Genomic DNA, 21,374 nt, shown 5'->3' with positions numbered 1-21,374 from the left:
CGGTGTTGCATCCGTCATCCGTCTTCCGTCCCAATCTAAGCAAATCCCTGATTAGCGGCCTGAGTTCGCGGCCGGCAAGAAGGCCAGCTTCCCCTTCGGAACGCGTCCAGCGAGTTGGAGGCGGCGCAGGAACTCGGTGAGGCCCTCGAGGTCGGGCATCGTGAGCCGCCAGTCGAGGCCGGCGAAGTACTCGCGGCACTCCGGGAGGCTGACTCCGGTGTTGCGGCTGGCTTGGGCGGAGAGCTCATCCAGGTGCGCGAGTCCCCAGTCCCGGGAGCGGATCAAGGCCGCGTGCACCTTCAGGGCGGCCTCGACGGGCGTGGTGCGCTGCGCCACCCACACCGCGAAGACGAACGGCAGCCCCGTCCAGCGCTTCCACTCGGCGCCGAGGTCGTACACGTGCGGGTAGACCCGGCCGTGCCCACGCGCGACGGGATGCTCGGCGCTCTGCAGCATCAGGGCCGCGTCGCCGATGACGAGCCGGGCCGCCACATCCGCGGCGGCACCCGCGGCTACCGCGTCGGCCTCCGCGTCGCCGGGGACGAACTCCGGCGCGACCTTCCAGACGTGCTCGAAGAGCAGCTCCAGCAGGTGCACCGAAGTCATCGACGAGCGGCTCACCAGCACCCGTTGGCCGCCGAGCTGCTCCGCCGGCACGGTCGAGAAGAGCATCACGCTGCGCACCGGCCCGTCGCAGGAAATCGCCAGCTCGGGCAGCAGCAGGTAGCGCTCGGCGTCCCGGGCATATTCCACCGCGGAGACCACGGAGACGTCCAGCTCGCCGGACGCCATCATCCGGTTCAGCGCCGTCGGCACCCCATCGACGAGCGTGGCGTCGAGCGGCACGAGACCGCGGTCGACGCCACCGTACACAGGGTAGCAGTTGATGTAGGGGATGCGGCCGACGCGCACTTATGCCGCCGTGTCGGCTTCGACGGATGACGGATGACGGATGCTCCGATCCGTGCGGCTTCCGTCATCCGTCATCCGTCCATCATCAAACGTGCGAACCTGCCGGTAGAACGAGTCTCTCTCGACGGGAACCTTCCCCGCCCCGCGAATCAGCTTCAGCAACGCCTCCAACGTCATCCCCTGCGGCGTCGTGGCGCCCACCGCGTGGTAGATCTTCTCCCGCACCACCGTGCCCTCGAGGTCGTTCACGCCGTAGTGCAGCGCGATCTGGCTCAGGAACGGCGAGACCATAATCCAGTGGCTCTTGATGTGCTCGAAGTTGTCGAGGAAGAGCCGCCCGATGGCGAGGTTCTTGAGGTCGTCGGTGCCGCTGGTCGCGATGCCGGTGCGCCCCAGCGTCTTGCCGAGCTCGTTGTCGTCGGGGTGGTAGGCCAGCGGGATGTACGCGAGGAATCCACCGGTCTCGTCCTGCAGGTCGCGCAGCATCTGCAGGTGCTCCATCCGGTCCGCGTAGGTCTCGACGTGGCCATAGAGCATCGTCGTGTTCGTGCGGATGCCGAGCTTGTGCGCGGTCCGATGCACGCCTACATAGTCGCCGGCGCCGAGCTTCTTGCGGGCGATCTCCTCGCGCACGGCCGCCGAGAAGGTCTCGGCGCCGCCGCCGGGCATCGTATCGAGCCCGGCCTCGCGCAGTGCGATGAGCACCTCGTCCCAGGACTTCTTCTCGATCCGCGCGATGTGCGCGATCTCCACCGCCGTGAGCGCCTTGATGTGCACGTGCGGCAGCTCGGCCTTGATGGCCCGGAACATCGTCGTGTAGTACTCGAGCCCGGCCTGCATATCGAGGCCGCCCACGATGTGGAACTCGCGGGTCATCGAGTCCTTGGCCTGCCGCGCCTCGGCCATCACCTGCTCGAGCGTGTAGCGGTAGGCGCCCTCCTCCTTCGGAAGCCGCGCATAGCCGCAGAACACGCAGGTTGTCCGCAGCGTGCAGATGTTCGTCGGGTTGATGTGCTGGTTGGACGCGAAGGTGACCACGTCGCCGTGCTTGGCGCGGTTCACGGCATCGGCCAGCAGCCCGATGCCCGTCAGGTCGCGCGACTCGAACATCGCGACGCCGTCCGCCTGCGCCAGTCGCTCCCCGGCCGCTACGCGCTCCGCGATGCGGCGCACCACCTTGTCGGTGATGCGCTCGAACGGGATCGTCAGCGCATCGGGCATCGGAGGCCTACTCCGTGTATCGCCGGAGCGCGATCGAGACGTTGTGGCCGCCGAAGCCCGAGGAGTTGCTCAGCGCGGCGTGCACCTCGCGCTTCACGGGCGTGTTCGGCGTGATGTCCAGATCGCACTCGGGATCCGGCGTCTTGTAGTTGATCGTCGGCGGGACGACGCCGTGCACGATGGCCAGTGTCGTGAAGACGGCTTCGACCGAGCCGGCGGCGCCGAGCATATGTCCCGTCGCCGACTTCGTGGACGACACATTGAGCGCCGTGGCGTGCGCACCGAAGACCTTCTTGATGGCACGGATCTCGTTCGGGTCGTTGAGCGGCGTCGAAGTGCCGTGCGCGTTGACGTACTGCACTTCCTCCGGTGCCAGGCCGCCGTCCTCGAGGGCGCGGCGCATCGCGCGCTGCAGGCCCTCGTGGTCTTCGGGCTGCCCCGTGAGGTGATAGGCGTCGCCGGTGGCGCCGTAGCCGACGATCTCAGCCAGGATCCGGGCGCCGCGCTTCACCGCGTGCCCCAGCTCCTCCAGCACCACGATGCCCGCGCCCTCGCCGAGCACGAAGCCGTCGCGAGTGGCGTCGAAAGGCCGCGAGGCCGTCGCCGGCTCGTCGTTGCGCGTCGAATGCGCCTGCATATTGCCGAAGCCGCCGATCGACATCGGCGTAACCGCCGCCTCCGACCCGCCGGCGATCATCACGTCGGCATCGCCGTAGGCGATCATCCGGAAGGCGTCACCGATGGCGTGGGCGCTGGTGGCGCAGGCCGACTGCACCGCGTAGTTGGGTCCCTTGGCGCCGAAGCGCATCGAGACCACGCCGGCGGCGATGTCGCCGATGAACATCGGGATGAAGAACGGCGAGATGCGATTCGGGCCGCTCGACAGGTACACCTTGAGCTGGTCCTCGAACGTGGCGATGCCGCCGATGCCCGAGCCGATCACGACGCCCGTGCGCAGCGGGTCGAAGCCCCCCTCCGCCAGGCCGGCATCGGTCATCGCCTGCACCGACGCCGCCATCGCGAACTGCGTGTACAGGTCGGACCGCTTCACTTCCTTGCGGTCCATATACAGCGCCGGGTCGAACCCCTTGGTCTCGCAGGCAAACTTCACCTTGAAGTCCGTGGTGTCGAACCGCGTGATCGGCGCGCCGCCGGACTTGCCGGCCAGCAGCCCCTCCCACGTCGACGGAAGGTCATTGCCCACGGGGGTGACGACGCCCGCCCCCGTGATGACGACCCGGCGCTTCGTCGATGCCACCGCTTAACCGAGCTTGCCGTTCAGGTAGGCGATGGCGTCGCCCACGTTGCGGAGCTTCTCGGCATCCTCGTCCGGGATGTCGATGTTGAACTCCTTTTCGAACTCCATCACGAGTTCGACGATGTCGAGCGAGTCCGCTCCGAGATCCTCGATGAACGACGCGCCGTCGGTCAGCTTCTCGCGCTCGACGCCGAGCTCCTTCTCGATGATGTCCTTGACCTTCGCGGAATGGTCGGCCATTGGGTGTTGCTCCTGTGGGGTGGGCGCTGCGGTGACTGTCGGAAAATATAGCGGGAAATCGCGCGCTACATCACCATTCCGCCGTCCACCGTCAGGACCTGCCCGGTGACGTAGGCGGCGTGGTCGGACGCCAGGAAGGCCACCGCGCCGGCGATGTCCTCCGGGGTCCCGAAACGCGCAAGCGGGATCTGCGCGGAGAGCTTGGCGACGGCCTCGGGGGCCATCGCGTCGGTCATATCGGTCTTGATGAAGCCCGGCGCGACGACGTTGCAGAGCACGTTGCGGCTGGCCAGCTCCTTCGCCACCGACTTGCTGAGGCCGATCAACCCGGCCTTGCTGGCTGCATAGTTGGCCTGGCCGGCGTTGCCGATCAGCCCCACCACGCTGGCGATGTTGATGATCCGGCCCCAGCGCTTCTTCATCATCCCGCGCTGCGCGGCGCGGATGGCGACGAACGCCGAGCGCAGGTTGGTCTCGAGCACCGCGTTCCAGTCCTCGTCCTTCATCCGCAGCATCAGGTTGTCCTTCGTGATGCCGGCGTTGTTGACGAGGATGTCGCAGCCGCCCAGCGCCTGCTCGACGCCCTCGACCAGCGCCTGCACCTGCGCCGCGTCGCTGATGTCGCAGGCGAAACCCTTGGCCCCGCCGCCGATCTCCGCCGCCACGGCATCCGCCTTGGCCTGGTCACGGCCCACGATCGCGACCGTCGCGCCACAGGACGCGAGCGTGCCGGCGATGGCGCGGCCGATGCCGCGGGTGGAGCCGGTGACGAGGGCGACCTTGCCGCTCAAATCGATCTTCATTGGGAAATCGGGACGGAAGACTGAAGACGGAAGGAGTGCGCGTTCACAGCTTGAGCAGCGCTTCGACCTCGGCCACGGTGCCGCAGGTCATCGTCGTGCAGCCGGGGGCGAGGCGCTTCACGAGACCGCTGAGCACCGCGCCAGGGCCCATCTCCACGAAGGTCGTGCCGGGGAAGCGCGCCGCGAGATTCCGGACCACTTCAACCCAGCGCACCGGGCTGGTGAGTTGCTGGTGCAGCAGGTCCTTCGCGGTCGCCGCGTCGCCGACCGCCTCGGCAGTGACGTTGCTCCACACGGGCCACGAGGGGTCCCGCCAGCGGGCAGCGTCCAGCGCCGTCTCGAGTCCGCCTGCGGCGGGCTGCATCAGCGGCGAATGGAATGCCCCGCTCACCGGCAGGCGCAGGGCGCGCTTGGCGCCGGCCGCCTTGGCCAGCTCCATCGCCTTCTCCACGGCAGCCACTTCGCCCGAAATCACGATCTGTTCGGTCGCGTTGTAGTTGGCCGGCACGACCACGCCCGCCGCCGACGCCTCGCCGCAGATCTCTTCAATGGTCCGCGACATCTCGCCGAGAATCGCAGCCATCGCGCCGGGGACGTCCACTCCGGTCTGATACATCAGCTCGCCGCGACGGCGGACCAGCTTGAGGGCGTCCTCCAGCCCCAGCGCGCCTGCGGCGTGGTACGCCGAGAACTCGCCCAGCGAGTGTCCCGCCGCGCCCTGCACCTTGGAGCCCAACTGCTCCTTCACCACGGCCCAGACGGCGGCGCCGTGCGCGAGCAGCGCCGGCTGCGCGTTGTGCGTCAGTGTGAGCTCCTCGGCCGGGCCCTCGAAGCACAGCGTGCTCAGCGGCGCGCCCAGTGCCTCGTCGGCGCGCGCGAACACGTCCTTCACCACCGGGAAGGCCTCGGCGAGGTCCTTCGCCATCCCCGGCTTCTGCGAGCCCTGCCCCGGGAACAGGAGGATCATCAGAAGCGCACCACCATCGAGCCCCAGGTGAAGCCCGCCCCGAAGGCCACGAACATCACGGTCGTGCCCTCCTTCACGAGTCCCTGGGCCATTGCCTCGCTGAGCGCGATCGGAATCGACGCCGCCGAGGTGTTGCCGTAGCGGTCCACGTTCACGAAGACCTTCTCGGCCGGGATGTTGGCGTGCTTGGCCGTGGCCTCGATGATGCGGATGTTGGCCTGATGCGGAATCAGCACGTCGATGTCGCTGGCGGAGAGCTTCGCGCCGTCCAGCGCGCGGTCGGCGGCGTCGGCCATCGAGCGCACGGCGTTCTTGAACACCTCGCGGCCGGCCATCTGGATGTAGTGCGAACCCTCGAGGATGATCTCGGGCGTCACCGGCGCGTTGCCGGCGCCCTTCGGACGATGCAGCAGGTCGGCGAGGGTTCCGTCGGACCGCATATACGCCGAGAGGATGCCACGTCCCTTGGTGGACTTCTTGACGATCGTCGCGCCGGCACCGTCGCCGAAGAGGACGCAGGTGTTGCGGTCCTTCCAGTTGATGATGCGGCTGAGCACTTCGCCGCCGATCACGAGGATGGTCTCGTAGGCCCCCGTCGCGATCAGGCCTTCGGCGATCTGGGCGCTGTAGAGCCAGCCTGAGCAGGCGGCGTCGATGTCGAAGGCCACGGCACGCGTGGCGCCAAGCGCGGCCTGCACCTCCACCGCCGTGGACGGCAGCAGCCGGTCCGGCGAGGCCGTGCCGAGGATGATTGCGTCAAGCTCCGCCGCGGTGACGCCAGCGGCCGCCATCGCGTCCTTCGCGGCCTGCGTCGCCAGTGACGTCAGGTTCTCGCCTTCCCCGCAGATGAAGCGTTGGCGGATGCCCGTGCGCTCGCGAATCCACTCGTCCGACGTGTCGATCCCCATCGCCGGAAAGTCGGCGTTCTTGAGGATGCGCTCGGGCACCGCGTGCGCGGTGGGGCCCAACATCGCGACGGGGCGCTTCACGCGTGTACCTCCTCACCGATGTGGCGGCTCATCCCTGACACCACGGCGCGCAGGCCGGCCTTGATGCCGTTCTTGAGCGCCTCGGGCGACGACTTGCCGTGGCAGATGATGCTCACGCCCTTCACGCCGAGCAGCGGTGCGCCGCCGTACTTGGCGTAGTCGAGCTGGCCCAGCGCCGCGCCGAGCGTCTCCTTGGAGACCCCGGCCTTGAGCATCAGGCCGCCGAACAGTTTCGGCGCCGCTTCATAGAACTTCAGCAGGACGTTGCCGGTGAAGCCATCGCAGACCACGACGTCAATCGGGCCGCGATCGCAGGCGCCGAGCGGGATGTCGCGCCCCTCGACGTTGCCGACGAAGTTGAGGCCGCTCTTGAGCAGCAGTTGATGCGCTTCCTTGACGGCCGCGCTGCCCTTCTCCGCTTCCTCGCCCACGGACAACAGGCCGATGGCGGGATTGGCGCGCCCGAGGATGTCCTTGGCGTACACGTGTCCGAGCTGTGCGAAGTTGAGCAACTCCTGCGGGGAGCAGTCCACGTTCGCGCCGGAGTCCAGGACCACGACCGGCTGGGTCGCCGTCGGGAACACCGTGCCGATGGCGGGGCGCTGCAGCCCCTCGTGCAGGCGCAGGATGAACACCGAGGCGGCCATCTGGGCACCGGTGTTGCCGGCCGAGACGAAGGCGTCGCTCTTGCCCTCAGGCTGCAGGCGCAGGCCCACACCCATCGAGGCGTTCGGCTTGCCGCGGATGGCCACGGAGGGCTTGTCGGACATCGTGATGACGTCCGGGGCGTGGATGATCTCGAAGCGCTCGGCGGCGGCACGGACATCCGCCGAGGCCTCAGCCAGTTGCTTGGCGAGCTCCTCGCGGATGACCGCTTCTTGACCGACGAGCTGCAGGGTGTGGTCTGGGCCCAGCTCGGCCGCCGCCAGGAGGGCGGCGGCGATCGGGGCCTGGGGCGCGTGATCGCCCCCCATCGCGTCCAGCGCGATGCGGGCCATAATCAGGCGTCGCGCGCCGCGACCCGCTGTTCACCCGCGTAGAACCCGCACTCCTCGCACACGTGGTGCGGGCGCTTCATCGCGCCGCACTTCGGGCAGGCCTGGATATTGATCTTCGGCGCCACCTTGTGGGTGTTGCGCGCGCGCTTCTTGCGCTTGGAGGTACGGCGCTTCGGGACGGCCATCGGAGTCTCGGTTCTGCAGAGTGAGTGGAACGAACAGTCGGAGAGAATGCCTACGCGGCTGCGGTGGGGCAGGCGCAGGGTCCAGCATTGAGCTCCGCGCCGCACGTCGGGCACAGTCCCTTGCAGTCAGGACGGCACAACGGCAACCCAGAGGCATCCAGCAGCCAGTGCTCGCGAATCGCGGGGCTGAGGTCCAGGGAAGTCCCGGCCTCGGCGAGCGGGTAGACATCCGGCTCGTCCGCGTTCTCGTCGTCCGCGTCGGCGAAGATGATGTGGGCCTCATTCTGCACCACGAACTCCACCGGCGTGAGGCAGCGGCGGCACTCGCCGGCCGCGGTCCCGTGGAACCCGCCGGAGAAGTAATACCGCCCTGCCCCCGCCCCGCTCAGGCGTCCGGTGACCCGGACCGCCCCAACGGGACGAACGTCGCCCTCCAGCCACACCGCGTCGTCGGAGGCGAGGTCACCTTCAACCTGCGCCGCGCCCTGCGCCAGGGTGCGAATGGGGAACGAAAGCATAGCCAAGTAAACTAATCGCGCTGTGAGGGGTTGGTCAAGCGGATAAACTGGGGCGTTGCAACGGCTTAGCTACGGGACGGAAGACTGAAGACGGAAGGTGCCCGGACGCGAACTCCTTCCGTCTTCAGTCTTCCGTCTTGTCCGCTAGATCGTGTCCGCTTCCGCGAAGAAGAACCGGCTCTCGCGCAGCGCGTTCTCGTCGGAGTCCGAGGCGTGGATCGCGTTCTTGCCCTTCGATTCCGCGTACAGCTTCCGGACCGTGCCGGCCGCGGCCTCGGCCGGGTCCGTCGCGCCGATGGCGTCCCGCAGGGCGTGCACGGCGTTGTCCTTCTGCAGCACGAACGGCATACAGGGCGCGGAGCTCATAAAGGCCACCAGCTCGCCGAAGAACGGGCGGCCGCGGTGCACCGCGTAGAACTCCTCGGCCTGCTGCTTGGACATATGCACCACGCGGGCCGCCTTGAGGGTGAAGCCCTGGGCCTCGAGGTGCGCGAGGATCTTGCCGGCCTTGCCCGTGTTGAAGGCGTCCGGCTTGATGATGGAGAAGGTGTAGTTGAGTGCCATACGAGGGTCGGGTGTCGGGGTCGAGGAACTGCGCTTTACCACAGAGGGCACAGAGCACACAGAGAACAACAGGAGCGGAGGGGGCGCGCACTAATGCTCCGGCGCCACACCCCCAAGAACAGCTGTTGCCGTTCTCTGTGTCCTCTGTGCCCTCTGTGGTGAACTGCCGTTACTTGAGCCGCGCCTGGATCAGCTCAACGAAATCAATCGGCCGCGCCGCCACGCCCATCCCGGCGGCCTTGAAGGCCTCGATCTTCTCGGCCGCGGTACCAGCCGAACCGGAGATGATCGCACCCGCGTGGCCCATCCGGCGACCCGGCGGTGCGGTCTGCCCGGCGATGAAGCCGACGACGGGCTTCTTCATATGCTTCCTGACGAACTCGGCCGCTTCCTGCTCGTCGGTGCCGCCGATTTCGCCCATCATCGCGATGGCCTTGGTCTTCGGGTCCTTCTCGAAGGCCTCGAGGCAGTCGATGAAGTTGGTGCCGTTGATCGGGTCGCCACCGATGCCGACGCAGGTGGTCTGGCCGATGCCGGCGCGGGTGAGTTGGTACACCACCTCGTACGTGAGCGTGCCCGAGCGCGAGACCACGCCGACGGGGCCCGGCAGGCAGATGCGGCCGGGGATGATGCCGACCTTGCTCTCGCCCGGCGTGATGAGCCCCGGGCAGTTGGGACCGAGGAGGCGTACGCCGCGCTCCTTCACGAAGGGGTAGACCTTCGTCATATCGAGCACCGGCACGCCTTCGGTGATGCAGACGACGAGGGAGACGCCGGCGGCGGCCGCTTCCATAATCGCATCGGCGGCGAACGGCGGCGGCACGTAGATGACGCTGGTGTTCGCGCCGGTGGCCTTCACGGCGTCGGCGACGGTGTTGAAGATCGGCACCGTGCCCTCGAACTTCTGGCCGCCCTTGCCCGGCGTGACGCCGGCGACGACCTGCGTGCCGTACTCCATCATCTGCTTGGCGTGGAACGAGCCGTCACGGCCGGTGATGCCCTGGATGACGAGCTTGGTGTTCTTGTCGATGAAGACGCTCATCTCACTTGCCTCCCTTGGCGAGCTCGACCGCGCTCTTGACGGCCGTGTCCATATCGCTGGAGGCGGAGAATCCGTTCTCCTTGAGGATCTGCATCGCGATCTCTTCGTTGGTGCCGGTGAGGCGGATGACGATCGGCACCTTCAGCGGATTCTGCTTCGTGGCCGTCACGATGCCGTTGGCCACGTCGTCGGTGCGCGTGATGCCGCCGAAGATGTTGAACAGGATGGCCTTCACGTTCGGGTCGGCGGTGATGATGCGCAGCGCATTCACCACCTTCTCGGGATTCGACGAGCCGCCGATGTCGAGGAAGTTGGCCGGCTCGCCGCCGTAGTACTTCACGAGGTCCATCGTCGCCATCGCGAGGCCGGCGCCGTTCACCACGCAGCCGACGTCGCCGTCGAGCTTGATGAACGTGAGGTTCGAGTTGCGGGCGTCCACTTCGGAGGGCTCTTCGCTGGACTCGTCGCGCAGCGCGGCGATCTCCGGCTTGCGGTCGAGCTCGTTGTCGTCGATCACCATCTTGCCGTCAACCGCGATGAGCTCGCCCGTCGGCGTGACGACCAGCGGGTTGATTTCGGCCAGCGAGCAGCCGGCGGCCATAAAGGCGGCGTAGAGCTGCTGCATAATCTTCGCGGCGGCACGGGCCAGCTTCACGTCCTCGTAGAGGAAGAAGCCCATCCGCATCGCGTCATAGGTCGGCAGGCCGTAGCGCACGTCCACCGGCACGTAGAGGATCTTCTCCGGCGTCTTCGCCGCGACTTCCTCGATGTCGATGCCGCCCGCGGCAGACACCATAAACACCGGCTTCTTGGTGGCGCGGTCGACGATGATGCCGACGTAGGCCTCGCTGCCGATGTCGGCGGCGACCGTCACCAGCACCTTCTCGACGGTGAGGTCCTTGATCGTCATCCCGAGAATCGCCGTCGCCTTCTCCTTGGCGTCGGCCGGGGTCTTGCAGAACTTCACGCCGCCGGCCTTGCCGCGCCCGCCGGCGTGCACCTGGGCCTTGACCATCACGGCCGTGCCGTACTTGGTGGCGATCGCTTCGGCCTGCGCCGGCGTCGTGGCGACTTCGCCCGGCGGGATCGGCACGCCGTAGCCGCGCAGGATCTCCTTCGCCTGATACTCGTGGATGTTCACACGGTCTCCGTGGTGGAATCGAGTTGTGGAATAGCCTACAAAAATAGCCCATCACGCGCGCGAACGGCACCGCCGCGCGCAGGGAATCAGGGGCGTTCGAGCAGGCGTCCGAGGGCGGTCCACGCCTCGCCGTAGGCGCGCCAGTCCCCGCTGCGCTGGGCGGCCTGCATCGCGTCGTAGAGCCGCGAGACCCGCGCGCGGAATGCGTCGCCATCGAGCCGCGTCGGCGGCCGGCGTTCGCCGAGTGCCTCGCCGAGCGTGCGGGCCGCCACGGTCTGCGCACGGCTGCTCACGACCACGCCGGCCAACCGCGGGACACCGTCGCGTGGCCACTCGTAATAACTCTGGACCCACAGCGCGCCGTCCGCTGTGGGAATGCTCTGGACCCGGCCTCGCCGCACGTTCGGCAGCGTCCGTCCGAAGCCCGCCTCGTCCGCCGCGCCCTGCAGCCGTTCAAGGATGGTCGTCCACCGCGGCCGCGCGTCCTCGTGGAACTCGCTGCGGCGCTCCGTCCCACCACGCGCGACCAGCACGCCAAGCGTCCGCCCCGCCCACGGAATGTCCACCGGGAGCGCCCAGCCCAGTGCGCCGCTGCTGTCGAGCTGAAACGGCGTCGGTCCACCGACGGCGAGGTCGGCATCGGCATCGTCCGGGCGCGTCAAGCGGCGCGCGCCCAGGGTGTCGCCTTGGAAGCCCACCCTGGCGAGCGCGCTGCCCTGCACCACCATCCAGTCCACCACTGGGGGGCGCTCGCGGCGCATCCAGTCCGGCGCGGCGGCCAGCGGCGTGAACGTGCTGCCCGCCCGCTCGAGCCAGACCCGCAGCACCGGATCGGGCCGCTCCACGGGGATGATGGTCACCTGCCCCGTCTGCGCCTGCACCACGGCCGTCGCCGCGTGCTGCACGTAACGCCATTCACGGCCGTTGAACGTGACGCTCTCGCTGAGCGGATAGCGCGTCGCCGTGCTGAAGAGCTCCACGAACCAGTACAGCGAGTCCACGCGCACATACGGCTGGATGGTCGGTCCCGCCTCGAGGAACGGCACCACGGCGGCAACGCGGCGCAGCACGTCGCGCGCCGTCACGAGCTCCGGCCGCGGCGACGGCGCGTCACGGGCGAGCAGCCTGGGATCCTGCTCCGCCCACGCAAGGGCGATGCGCTGCCACGTGGTCTCGAAGGGCGCGCCAGCAAGGTCGCCACGCAGGTCCGAAATGAGCGCGACCCGGGCCGCGCCCGGGTGGATCAGAACTTCGGGCAGTCGCCCGTCCCCCAGCGACGGAGCGTGAAAGGGCCGACCGGCGTCGTCGGCGCTGGGCGCGAGGTACCGCGCCGCGTGCCAGTCGCCATCGCGCGGCGACCGCGGCCGCAGCAGTGCCAGCGCCTCGAGCCCGTCGCGGCCACCGTGCCAGCCGATGGCCACCACGGAGTCACGGCGCTGCCCGTCGGCGCTCAGCGCCTCCAGGGCGGCCGGATCCCACGCACTCACGCTGCGGCTCACGCGGGATGCTGGCACCACGCCGAGGGACGCGCGCGCGGTGGCGATTTGGTCGACGCCGAAGGCCCGGCGAGTGAATAGGGCGGACGTGTTGCGATACGGACGCTGTTGCTGGCGGCCCTCGGCGGAATTCAGGGGCCGCTTGGCCACCGCCGGGAGGAGCGCGCTGGCGATGGGCCCCAACGCGATGAGCATCCCGAGCATCGCGACGGCGCTGCGGAGGTATCCACGCCAGCCCGCGTAGACAAGCACCGCCGCCAGGGGCAGCGTGGCAAATGCGGCGAAGGCGCGGTACGGCAGGGCTATGCGGTGGTCGAAGCTCGTGAACACGGCCTCGGTCGTGGCGTCGAGCCAGACCCCGCTGCCAGGGCTGAGGCGCTCGAAGCGGTCGAGACGCCAGCCCCAGCCGATCAACGCGACCGCCAGCCCGCCGAGCACCGAGAGGTGCCGCCGTACCCAGGTCGAGACGTACAGGCCCGACGCGGTCCAGCGGATGCTCGGTGTGGCCGCATACAGCAGCGTCACCAGTGCCGCCACGACGATGGTCAGCGACATCAGGCGGGCCTGCAGCGCGCGCTCCCAAGGCAACCACGCCACGTAGAACCCCAAGTCGTGCTCGAGGTACGGGTCGATCTCGCCGAAGCGCACCCCTTCCCAAGCCAAGGCGGCCTGGTGCCAGTCCATCGGCAGGAGCGCGAAGAGGCTTCCCACGAGCAGCGCGAGCAGCGCCGCGACCAAGGTCAGGCGCTGCGTGGGCACGGCCTCCGGGATCTCTAGGTCGCCCAACTGACTCGGCAGCACCAGCGAGACGATCGAGTGCCGGACGGCGTAGAGGTTCGCGAAGGCGAAGAGCGTCGCGGCGACCAAGGCTCCGCTGCGGAGCGCGAGCACGGTCGCGGCCTTGAGCTCCCAGAGTTCGCCGAAGCCCAGTGCCTGGTGGAACGCCCAGTCCGCGTAGATGCCGGCCACGGCCCGGCCGGCCAGCAGGGCCAGTGCGCCCCCGGCGAGGAACCCGAGGAGGCTGCGCCGCCCCCGCACGCTCAGCTCAGTGGCCGGCGGCGGTCAGGGACACGCCGCGGGCGACGAGCCAGGCTTCGACCTCGCCGCGCAGTTCCGCCAGCCGCTCCGCGCTCGAGGCCTCGAAGCGCATCACGAGGATGGGCTGCGTGTTCGAGCTCCGGATCAGGCCCCAGCCGCCGTCAAAGAGGATGCGCACGCCGTCAACATCGCTCACGGGGTACTTGCTGCGGAAGTAGGCCAGCGCCTCGGCGACGATGGCCTCCTTGCGGTCGTCCGGGCAGTCCACACGGATTTCCGGCGTGGAGACGAAGCGCGGCACGTCGGCCAGCAGGGTCTTCACGGGCTGACGTGCGTCGGCGACGATGCGCAGCAGGCGCGCGGCGGCATAGAGCGCGTCGTCGTGGCCGTAGAAGCCCTCGGTGAAGAACATATGTCCCGACATCTCGCCGGCGATCGGCGCCTGCAACTCCTTCATCTTCTCCTTGATGAGGGAGTGGCCGGTCTTCCACATCACCGGATTGCCTCCGGCAGCGGCGATGCCGTCCGGCAGGGCCTGCGAGCACTTGACGTCGAAGATGATCGACTGGCCTTTCCCCGTGCGCGCGAGCACGTCGCGGGCATAGAGCAGCAGCAGGTAGTCGCCCCAGACGATGCTGCCGTCGCCGTCCACCATCCCGATGCGGTCGGCGTCGCCGTCGAAGCCGATGCCCAGCTCGCTGCCGGTCTCGCGCACGGCGCGAATGAGATCCTGCAGGTTCTCGACGACGGTCGGATCGGGGTGGTGGTTCGGAAAGCTGCCGTCGCTCTCGGCGAAGAGCCACGTGGGCGTGACGCCGAGGGCGGCGAAGAGCTTCGGTGCCACCACGGCCCCGACCCCGTTGCCGCAGTCGATGACGACCTTGAGATCCGTCGGTAGCGGCCCGATGCGCGCGACGATGTCGGCGACATAGCGGTCGAGGATGTCCTCGTGGCGGACGCGTCCCTTCCCGCTGCGCGCGGCGCCCGACTCGATCAGGCCGCGCAGGTGTTGGATGCCCTCGCCGTGCAGCGAGGTGGTCCCGACGCAGCACTTGAAGCCGTTGTACTCCGGCGGATTGTGCGAGCCGGTGATCTGGATGCCCGCCACCACCGGGAGGTGGTGCAGCGACCAGTAGAGCAGCGGCGTCGGGACGATGCCGACGTCGATGACGTCGACGCCGCTCTCGGTAAGCCCTCGCACGAGCGCGTCGCGGAGCCCCGCCCCGCTGGGCCGGTTGTCGCGGCCGACGGCGACCGCGCCGACGATGCCACGCTCCGCGAGCAGCACCGCGTAGGCACGCCCGATGGCCTCCGCGGCCTCGAGAGTCAGGTCCTGACCGACGACGCCGCGGATGTCGTACTGCCGGAAGATCCCGGCGGCGATCACCGCCACAGCTGATTCGGCGCGCTGTGTGTGGCGTTCATCGGCAACTGCGCGCCGCCGGAGGCCCAATTGGCCACCGGACCGGGCAGGATGCCGAAGAGTAGGATCGCCGTCGCGGTGCCGACCAACACCAGCCGCGTGAGCGGACCGGCGCTGGGTACGGCCGGCGCTCCCTCCGGACGCGGCTGCATAAACATCACGCGCACCACTTGGAGGTAGTAGCCCGCCGAGATGACCGAGGTCAGCACCAGGATTGCCGCCAGCGAATACAGCTTGAACGGCGACGAAAGCGCCGCGCTAACCAAGTACCACTTGGCGAAGAAGCCGATGCCGCCGAACACCGGGAAGCCGAGTAGCGCCAGCAGGAACACGGACATCCCCACCGCCAGCATCGGACGCACGTGCCACAGCCCGGCGTAGTCTCCGATCATCGGGCTGCGCTCGCTGCCGTCCTGCATCACCGACACCACGGCGAAAGCGCCGAAGGTGGCCAGCGTATATGCCAGCACGTAGAAGATCAGCGCCGTCGTGCCGATCGCGGTGGAGGCGAGGATGGTGATGAGCAAGTAGCCGGAGTGCACGATGCTGGAATAGGCCAGCATCCGCTTGATGTTCTGCTGCCGCAGCGCGACGACGTTGCCGACGATCATCGAGACGACGGCGAGGATCCAGAAGACGAAGGGCCAAGCGGTGACGAGGAAGAAGCACTCGTACCAGATGCGGGCGAAACCGGCGAACGCGGCGGCCTTCACGGCGGCGGCCATATACGCCGTGATCGGCGTCGGGGCGCCGTCGTACACGTCGGGCGCCCACATATGGAATGGGGCCAGCGCCACCTTGAACGCGAGACCGATGGTCAACAGCCCCACCCCGACCACCAACATCGGATGGTCACCGAGGGCGTAGCCGAGCACGCGGTCGGCGATGGCGGTAAGCTGCGTCTCTCCAGTGGCGCCGTACACCAGCGCCATTCCGTAGAGCAGGAAGCCGGTCGCGAAGGCGCCGAGCAGGAAGTACTTGAGCGACGACTCGGCCGCCTTGGCGCTGCGGCGGTTCATTCCGGCCAGCACGTACACGGCCACCGACATAATCTCGATGCCGAGGAAGATCACCATCAGGTCGCGGCCGGCGGCGAGGATCATCATCCCGGCCGTCGCGAAGCAGACGAGCACGTGCATCTCGCCGTGCGGGATGCCGTGCTTGTCGTTGTACTCGATGGCCAGGGCCACCGTCCCCAGCGCGGCGACGAGCACGACGAGGTCGATGGTCCAGCGCAGGCCGTCGGTGGCGATGATGCCGGCGCCGGACGCGTCGCCGCGCGCCGCCATATAGACGACGGCCGCGATGGTGGCGACGAGCAGGCTCATCGCGGCGACGCCGACCGAGCGCTGGTGCGCCACGGAGTCCGGCCGCCACGCGGCGTACAGCATCAGGACCATCGCCCCGACCATCAGGACGATGTCCGGCAGCAGCGCCGAGGCGAGCTGCAGCGGCAGCGCGAGATCGAAGGTCATCGGCCCGCCCCCAGCATCGAGCGCACGGGGACGGCGTCAAGCATCCGGACCAGCGCCGTGGCCGCCGTCTCGGTCTTCTGCAGCAGGGGCTTGGGATACACGCCGATCCAGAGGATGCCGATCACGAGGGGTACCAGCAGGCCGATCTCACGCCGGTTCAGGTCCATTCCGGCGAGGGCCTGGTTGGCCGGCTTGACCAGCGGATTGTAGATGATGCGCTGCACGGCCCAGAGCAGGTAGGCCGCCGCGAAGATGACGCTGGTGGCGGCGATGACGGCGTGGAAGGGCATCGTCTTGTACGAGCCGATCAGCACCAGGAACTCGCCCACGAAGCCGTTGGTCCCGGGCACGCCGATGCTCGAGAGCGCGACGATGGTCAGGAACACCGCGAACATCGGCATCACCTTGGCGATGCCGCCGAAGTCGTCCACCAGGCGCGTGTGGCGCCGCTCGTAGATCATCCCGATGAGCAGGAACAGCGCGCCGGTCGAGATGCCGTGCGCGATGGTCACCACCAAGGCGCCCTGCACGCTCTCCACCGTCCCGGCGAAGATGCCGAGCATCACGAAGCCCAGGTGGCTGACGGAGGAGTACGCGACCAGCTTCTTGAAGTCCGGTTGCACCAACGCCACCAGCGCGCCGTATACGATGCCGATCACCGCGAGCGCGAGCATCACGCCGCGCACGGTCGGGTGCATTGCTGCGGCCGGGAACAGCGGCAGCGCGAAGCGCACGAAGCCGAAGGTGCCCATCTTGAGCATAATCGCCGCCAGGATCACCGAGCCGGCGGTGGGCGCCTCGACGTGGGCGTCGGGCAACCACGTATGGAAGGGCCACATCGGCACCTTCACCGCGAAGGCCAGCGCAAAGGCGCCGAACAGCCAGATCGAGCCGCTCCACCAGCTGCCCTTCGACAGCGAGAGGATGGCGTCGTACGAGAAGTTCGGCACGCCGTCCACGCCCGCCTGCAGGCCCAGCCAGACCACGGCCACCAGCATCAGCAGCGAGCCGACCATCGTGTAGAGGAAGAACTTGAGGCTCGCATAGAGGCGCCGCTGGCCGCCCCACACGCCGATGATCAGGTACATCGGTACGAGCATCACTTCCCACATCACGTAGAACAGCACCAGGTCCAGCGCCATAAACACGCCGAGCATCCCGGTCGTGAGCACCAGCAGCAGGCCGTAGTACCAGCCGGTCTTCTCGCGGATGCTGGTCCAGCCGCCGAGCACGGCGAGCGGCATCAGCAGCGTCGTCAGCAGCACCAGCATCAACGCGATGCCGTCCACGCCGACCGTGAAGCGCACGCCCCAGGCCGGGATCCACGCCAAGTCCACCACCGCGTGCCAGCCGGCCAGCGTGGTGTCGACGGACCACCACAGGCCGAGGGAGAGCAGCGCTTCGAGCAGGAAGATGCCCAGCGCCAACTGCCGGTCGGAGGCCATCACGGCTGCGGCATCGCCCTGGCGTCCGGCCCGGGCGAACAGCACGGCCGCGCCTGCCAGCGGCAGCCCGAGCAGCGCCGGCAGGATCCAGCCGTTGTATCCGATGGAATCGAGGAACGAGGTCACGGGTGGATCAGAGGAAGGTGAAGGCGCCGAGCACCATCACCGCGCCGAGGACGATGACCCAGGCGTAGGTCCCCACGCGCCCGGTCTGCAGCTGGGAGCCCATCCATCCGAAGGCCTTCATCAGGAGGGCGCTGCCGTTCACGAGAAGCCCGTCGATGAGGCCCGTGTCGATCCCCTTCCAGAGGACCGTGCGCGAGACCCCGACGGTGGGCTGGACGATGACCTTGTCGTAGGCCTCGTCCACGTACCACTTGTTGTAGAGTGTCTTGCCGATGCCCTGCTCTGCCGGCGCCTGCTTGGCCGGCACCAGTGCCTCGGGCTTGAGCTTCGCGAACGCGAAGGCGATGCCGGCCACGGCGATCGCGACCGCCGTCCCGATGAGCACGTACTCCGTGCTGTGCGAGAGATGCGGGGCCTCGCCATACGTCACGGCCAGCGTGGCGTTGCCGATCACCGGCTCCAGCCAGTGGTGCAGCAGCTCCACCGGGCCGAGCGCGCCGCCGGTGATCAGCGGCAGGTTGAACCAGCCGCCCACCAGCGAGAGCACGCCGAGTACGACCAAGGGCCCGGTCATGATCCACGGCGCCTCCGCGAGGTGCGGACGCTCCTTCTCGCCGGTGCGGTTGGGCCCGTGGAAGGTGTACAGCATCATCCGCGTCATATAGATCGCGGTCATCAGCGCCGCCGCGAGGCCCAGCGCGTACACCACGTAGAGCACGACGTTGCCGGGCACGCCCAGCAACGAACCGGCGGCGATGGTCGAGTCGTGCGTCCGCGCGAACACGGCCGCGAGGATCTCGTCCTTGGAGAAGAAGCCCGAGAAGAGCGGGATGCCGGCGATGGCCAGCGTGGCGATCCACATCAGGTAGAACGTCACCGGCATATGGGCCTTGAGGCCGCCCATATTGCGCATATCCTGCGCGTCCTCGTGGTTGTGCGTCGCGTGATACGCCTTGTGCATCGCGTAGATCACCGAGCCCGAGCCGAGGAACAGCAGCGCCTTGAAGAACGCGTGCGTCATCAGGTGGAAGACGCCTGCGGTGTACGCGCCCACGCCCACGCCGACGAACATATAGCCGAGCTGGGAGACGGTGGAGTACGCGAGCACCTTCTTGATGTCCCACTGCTTGAGGCCGATGGTCGCCGCGAACACCGCGGTGAGCGCGCCCACCAGCGCCACGGTCAGCTGCGCCGTCGGCGCCAGCGCGAACAGCGTGGCCGAGCGCGCCACGAGGTACACGCCGGCCGTCACCATCGTGGCGGCGTGGATCAGCGCCGAGACCGGCGTCGGGCCGGCCATCGCGTCCGGCAGCCACACATACAGCGGCACCTGCGCCGACTTGCCGGCCGCGCCGAGGAACAGGAACAGCGCGATCGCCGTCGGCACCAGCGCGCCCAGCTCCACGCCGGCCAGCGCGCCTTCCATCCCGGCGAACGACAGCGTGCCGAAGTTGGCGAACATCAGGAACATCGCCACCAGCATCCCGAAGTCGCCGATGCGGTTGACGATGAAGGCCTTCTTGCCGGCGTCGGCGTTGGCCTTCTCCTGGTACCAGAACCCGATGAGCAGATACGAGCAGAGCCCCACGCCTTCCCAGCCCACGAACATCAGGGGGTAGTTGGCGCCGAGCACCAGGAGCAGCATAAAGAAGACGAACAGGTTGAGGTACGCGAAGTATCTCGGGTACCCCGGGTCGTCCTGCATATAGCCGACCGAGAACAGATGGATCAGCGAGCCGATGCCGGTGATGATGAGCACCATCACCATCGAGAGCTGGTCCAGCTGCAGCGCCACGTCGACGCTCAGGTTGCCCGTGGGCATCCACTGGAACAGCGTCAGGACGAAGGGCGCCTCGATGTGCGCGGCCCGCATCGCGACGAAGATCGCCAGCGCCACGCCGAAGGAGGCGATGAGCACGCCGGGGCCGATGAGCGACACCAGCGCGGCCGCCGGGTGGCGGGCGGCGTGGTGGTCGTCGCCGTGTCCGTGGGCGTCGTCGTGGCCGTGGGCACCGTGCGCGTCACCGTGCGCGTGCTCGGAGGCGGCGGTGGGGTCCGCCGGGCCGACCTTCGCCGCGTGCCGCAGCGACAGCAGCCCATTGAGCGCGAAGCCGAGCAGCGGCAGCGCCGGCAGCAGCCAGGCGAAGCGCGCGACGGTGTCCGCCAGCGGATGGCCCATCTCGGGGGGAGGGGTCTGGATCATCAGCCCTTCAGCAGGTTGATGTCATCGAGGTGCACCGACTGGCGATGCCGGAAGATCGCGATGACGATCGCGAGCCCCACGGCCGCCTCGGCGGCCGCCACGGTGATGACGAAGAGCACGAACACCTGGCCGGCGGCGCCGTACAGCGTGCTCAGCGCGACCAGCGAGAGATTCACGGCGTTGAGCATCAGCTCGACGCACATAAACAGGATGATGGCGTTGCGGCGCGTGAGCACGCCGATGACGCCGATCGTGAAGAGCGCGGCCGACAGCGCGAGGGATTCAGCGACCATCGGTCAGCTCCGCTTGCGGCCGATCACGACCGCGCCGACGATGGCCACAAGCAGCAGCACCGCCGAGAGTTGGAAGGCCAGGACCTGCTCCTTGAGGAGCACGTCCGCAATCGGGCCGATGATACCGCCCGGCTTCTCCACCGTGTCCACGCTCGGCGGCACCGGCAGCGTCAGCGTCGGAATGAAGCGACCACGCGCCAGGACCATCACCTCGGCGAGGAGCGCCAGGCCCACAAAGCCAGCCGTCACGCGCGGCAACTGCCCGCGGATGTCGCTGACGTCCTCGGGCTTGCCGAGGTTCAGGAGCATCACCACGAACAGGAACACGACCATAATCGCGCCGGCGTACACCAGCACTTGGATGGCGCCGATGAACTGTGCGTCGAGCATCACGTAGAGCGCGGCCAGGCAGAACATCACGTTCACCAGCCACAGCGCCGCCGCCACCGGGCTCTTGCGGGTCACGAACAGAATCGCCGAGACCAGCGCGATCAGCCCGAAGAGGTAGAAGTGGAACGTGTAGAAGAGCGGGAGGAACTCGTTGTTCATCCGTCACTCCCCCCGCGGGTCGGCGGGGTCCCAGAGCTCGCTGACCGGATGCGTCTGCGCGGTCAGGCGCTCGAGGTCGTAGACGAAGCCGTCGCGCGAGTACTCGGCGTTCTCGTAGTGGCGGCCCATATGGATCGCCTCTTCCGGGCAGACCTCCTGGCAGTAGCCGCAGAAGATGCAGCGGAACTCGTCAATCTCGAACACCAGCGGGTAGCGGTTCCCCGCCTCGTCCTCGCCGGGCACGAGCTTGATGCAATTGGACGGGCAGACGGTCGGGCAGAGGCCGCAGGCCACGCACTTGGCCTTGCCGTCCTCGGTCGTGAGCATCCGGTGCGTGCCGCGCCAGCGCGGGGAGATGTCCCAGCGCTGGTCGGGATACTGCACCGTCACCTTATGCGGATTGACGAGGTGCTTGAGCGTCAGGCCGAGGCCGGAGAGCGTGGCGCGCACATAGCTCACCTCGCTCACGGGACGCTCCATCACCTTCA

The 21,374-nt window shown here is 68.3% G+C and carries 21 protein-coding genes; all 21 read right to left on the bottom strand.

Going from position 1 to position 21,374, the window contains the following annotated elements; genetic code table 11:
• Positions 1-51 precede the first annotated feature (51 nt).
• The 21 genes from KF689_06665 to KF689_06565 all read right to left on the bottom strand — a co-directional run bounded on the left by KF689_06665 (position 52) and on the right by KF689_06565 (position 21,345).
• Complete coding sequence (locus KF689_06665) at positions 52-912, bottom strand: menaquinone biosynthesis protein (GenBank protein MBX3133054.1); 861 nt, start codon at positions 910-912, stop codon at positions 52-54.
• Positions 913-2,133, bottom strand: a complete 1,221-nt coding sequence (gene mqnE, locus KF689_06660) for an aminofutalosine synthase MqnE (GenBank protein ID MBX3133053.1) — start codon at positions 2,131-2,133, stop codon at positions 913-915. It lies immediately after the preceding gene.
• A gap of 7 nt (positions 2,134-2,140) precedes the next feature.
• Positions 2,141-3,391: a beta-ketoacyl-ACP synthase II gene (fabF, locus tag KF689_06655; GenBank protein ID MBX3133052.1), complete on the bottom strand. Its 1,251-nt coding sequence runs from the start codon at positions 3,389-3,391 to the stop codon at positions 2,141-2,143.
• 3 nt (positions 3,392-3,394) lie between these two features.
• Positions 3,395-3,631 carry an acyl carrier protein gene (locus KF689_06650; protein ID MBX3133051.1) on the bottom strand — a complete coding sequence of 79 codons (237 nt, stop codon included), beginning with the start codon at positions 3,629-3,631 and terminating at the stop codon, positions 3,395-3,397.
• 65 nt (positions 3,632-3,696) lie between these two features.
• Positions 3,697-4,434 carry a 3-oxoacyl-[acyl-carrier-protein] reductase gene (gene fabG, locus KF689_06645; GenBank protein ID MBX3133050.1) on the bottom strand — a complete coding sequence of 246 codons (738 nt, stop codon included), beginning with the start codon at positions 4,432-4,434 and terminating at the stop codon, positions 3,697-3,699.
• 43 nt (positions 4,435-4,477) lie between these two features.
• Positions 4,478-5,401, bottom strand: a complete 924-nt coding sequence (fabD, locus tag KF689_06640; GenBank protein MBX3133049.1) for an ACP S-malonyltransferase — start codon at positions 5,399-5,401, stop codon at positions 4,478-4,480.
• Positions 5,401-6,390, bottom strand: coding sequence for a ketoacyl-ACP synthase III (locus KF689_06635; protein ID MBX3133048.1), 990 nt, complete (start codon positions 6,388-6,390; stop codon positions 5,401-5,403). The genes fabD and KF689_06635 overlap by 1 nt, the downstream gene beginning before the upstream one ends.
• Positions 6,387-7,388, bottom strand: a complete 1,002-nt coding sequence (gene plsX, locus KF689_06630; GenBank protein MBX3133047.1) for a phosphate acyltransferase PlsX — start codon at positions 7,386-7,388, stop codon at positions 6,387-6,389. The genes KF689_06635 and plsX overlap by 4 nt, the downstream gene beginning before the upstream one ends.
• A 2-nt stretch (positions 7,389-7,390) precedes the next feature.
• Entirely contained in the window at positions 7,391-7,573 is a 183-nt protein-coding gene (gene rpmF / locus KF689_06625; protein ID MBX3133046.1) for a 50S ribosomal protein L32, read from the bottom strand.
• Positions 7,574-7,623: 50 nt separating this feature from the next.
• A complete protein-coding gene (locus KF689_06620; protein ID MBX3133045.1) occupies positions 7,624-8,091 on the bottom strand; it encodes a DUF177 domain-containing protein in 468 nt (155 codons plus the stop codon).
• 144 nt (positions 8,092-8,235) lie between these two features.
• Positions 8,236-8,655 (bottom strand): nucleoside-diphosphate kinase, encoded by a 420-nt coding sequence (ndk, locus tag KF689_06615; GenBank protein ID MBX3133044.1) that lies wholly within the window; start codon positions 8,653-8,655, stop codon positions 8,236-8,238.
• A gap of 169 nt (positions 8,656-8,824) precedes the next feature.
• A complete protein-coding gene (gene sucD / locus KF689_06610; protein MBX3133043.1) occupies positions 8,825-9,697 on the bottom strand; it encodes a succinate--CoA ligase subunit alpha in 873 nt (290 codons plus the stop codon).
• A 1-nt stretch (position 9,698) separates the two neighbouring features.
• Positions 9,699-10,838, bottom strand: a complete 1,140-nt coding sequence (gene sucC, locus KF689_06605) for an ADP-forming succinate--CoA ligase subunit beta (protein ID MBX3133042.1) — start codon at positions 10,836-10,838, stop codon at positions 9,699-9,701.
• An 86-nt stretch (positions 10,839-10,924) separates the two neighbouring features.
• A complete protein-coding gene (locus KF689_06600; protein MBX3133041.1) occupies positions 10,925-13,372 on the bottom strand; it encodes a UPF0182 family protein in 2,448 nt (815 codons plus the stop codon).
• 7 nt (positions 13,373-13,379) lie between these two features.
• Positions 13,380-14,765, bottom strand: coding sequence for a phosphomannomutase/phosphoglucomutase (locus KF689_06595; GenBank protein MBX3133040.1), 1,386 nt, complete (start codon positions 14,763-14,765; stop codon positions 13,380-13,382).
• Positions 14,756-16,270, bottom strand: a complete 1,515-nt coding sequence (locus KF689_06590; protein ID MBX3133039.1) for an NADH-quinone oxidoreductase subunit N — start codon at positions 16,268-16,270, stop codon at positions 14,756-14,758. The genes KF689_06595 and KF689_06590 overlap by 10 nt, the downstream gene beginning before the upstream one ends.
• Complete coding sequence (locus tag KF689_06585; protein ID MBX3133038.1) at positions 16,267-17,841, bottom strand: NADH-quinone oxidoreductase subunit M; 1,575 nt, start codon at positions 17,839-17,841, stop codon at positions 16,267-16,269. Before KF689_06585 ends, KF689_06590 begins: the two co-directional genes overlap by 4 nt.
• Before the next feature lie 7 nt (positions 17,842-17,848).
• Positions 17,849-20,044 (bottom strand): NADH-quinone oxidoreductase subunit L, encoded by a 2,196-nt coding sequence (gene nuoL, locus KF689_06580; GenBank protein ID MBX3133037.1) that lies wholly within the window; start codon positions 20,042-20,044, stop codon positions 17,849-17,851.
• Complete coding sequence (nuoK, locus tag KF689_06575) at positions 20,044-20,337, bottom strand: NADH-quinone oxidoreductase subunit NuoK (GenBank protein ID MBX3133036.1); 294 nt, start codon at positions 20,335-20,337, stop codon at positions 20,044-20,046. Before nuoK ends, nuoL begins: the two co-directional genes overlap by 1 nt.
• Before the next feature lie 3 nt (positions 20,338-20,340).
• Entirely contained in the window at positions 20,341-20,886 is a 546-nt protein-coding gene (locus KF689_06570; protein MBX3133035.1) for an NADH-quinone oxidoreductase subunit J, read from the bottom strand.
• A 3-nt stretch (positions 20,887-20,889) separates the two neighbouring features.
• The gene (locus KF689_06565) at positions 20,890-21,345 is read right to left on the bottom strand and encodes an NADH-quinone oxidoreductase subunit I (GenBank protein MBX3133034.1); all 456 of its coding nucleotides are present in this window, start codon (positions 21,343-21,345) and stop codon (positions 20,890-20,892) included.
• Positions 21,346-21,374 lie beyond the last annotated feature (29 nt).

It is taken from the genome of Gemmatimonadaceae bacterium, assembly GCA_019637355.1.
Lineage (GTDB): Bacteria > Gemmatimonadota > Gemmatimonadetes > Gemmatimonadales > Gemmatimonadaceae > Pseudogemmatithrix.
Note: the sequence above shows the minus strand (reverse complement) of the source record. Positions and strands in the feature narration are given on the sequence as shown.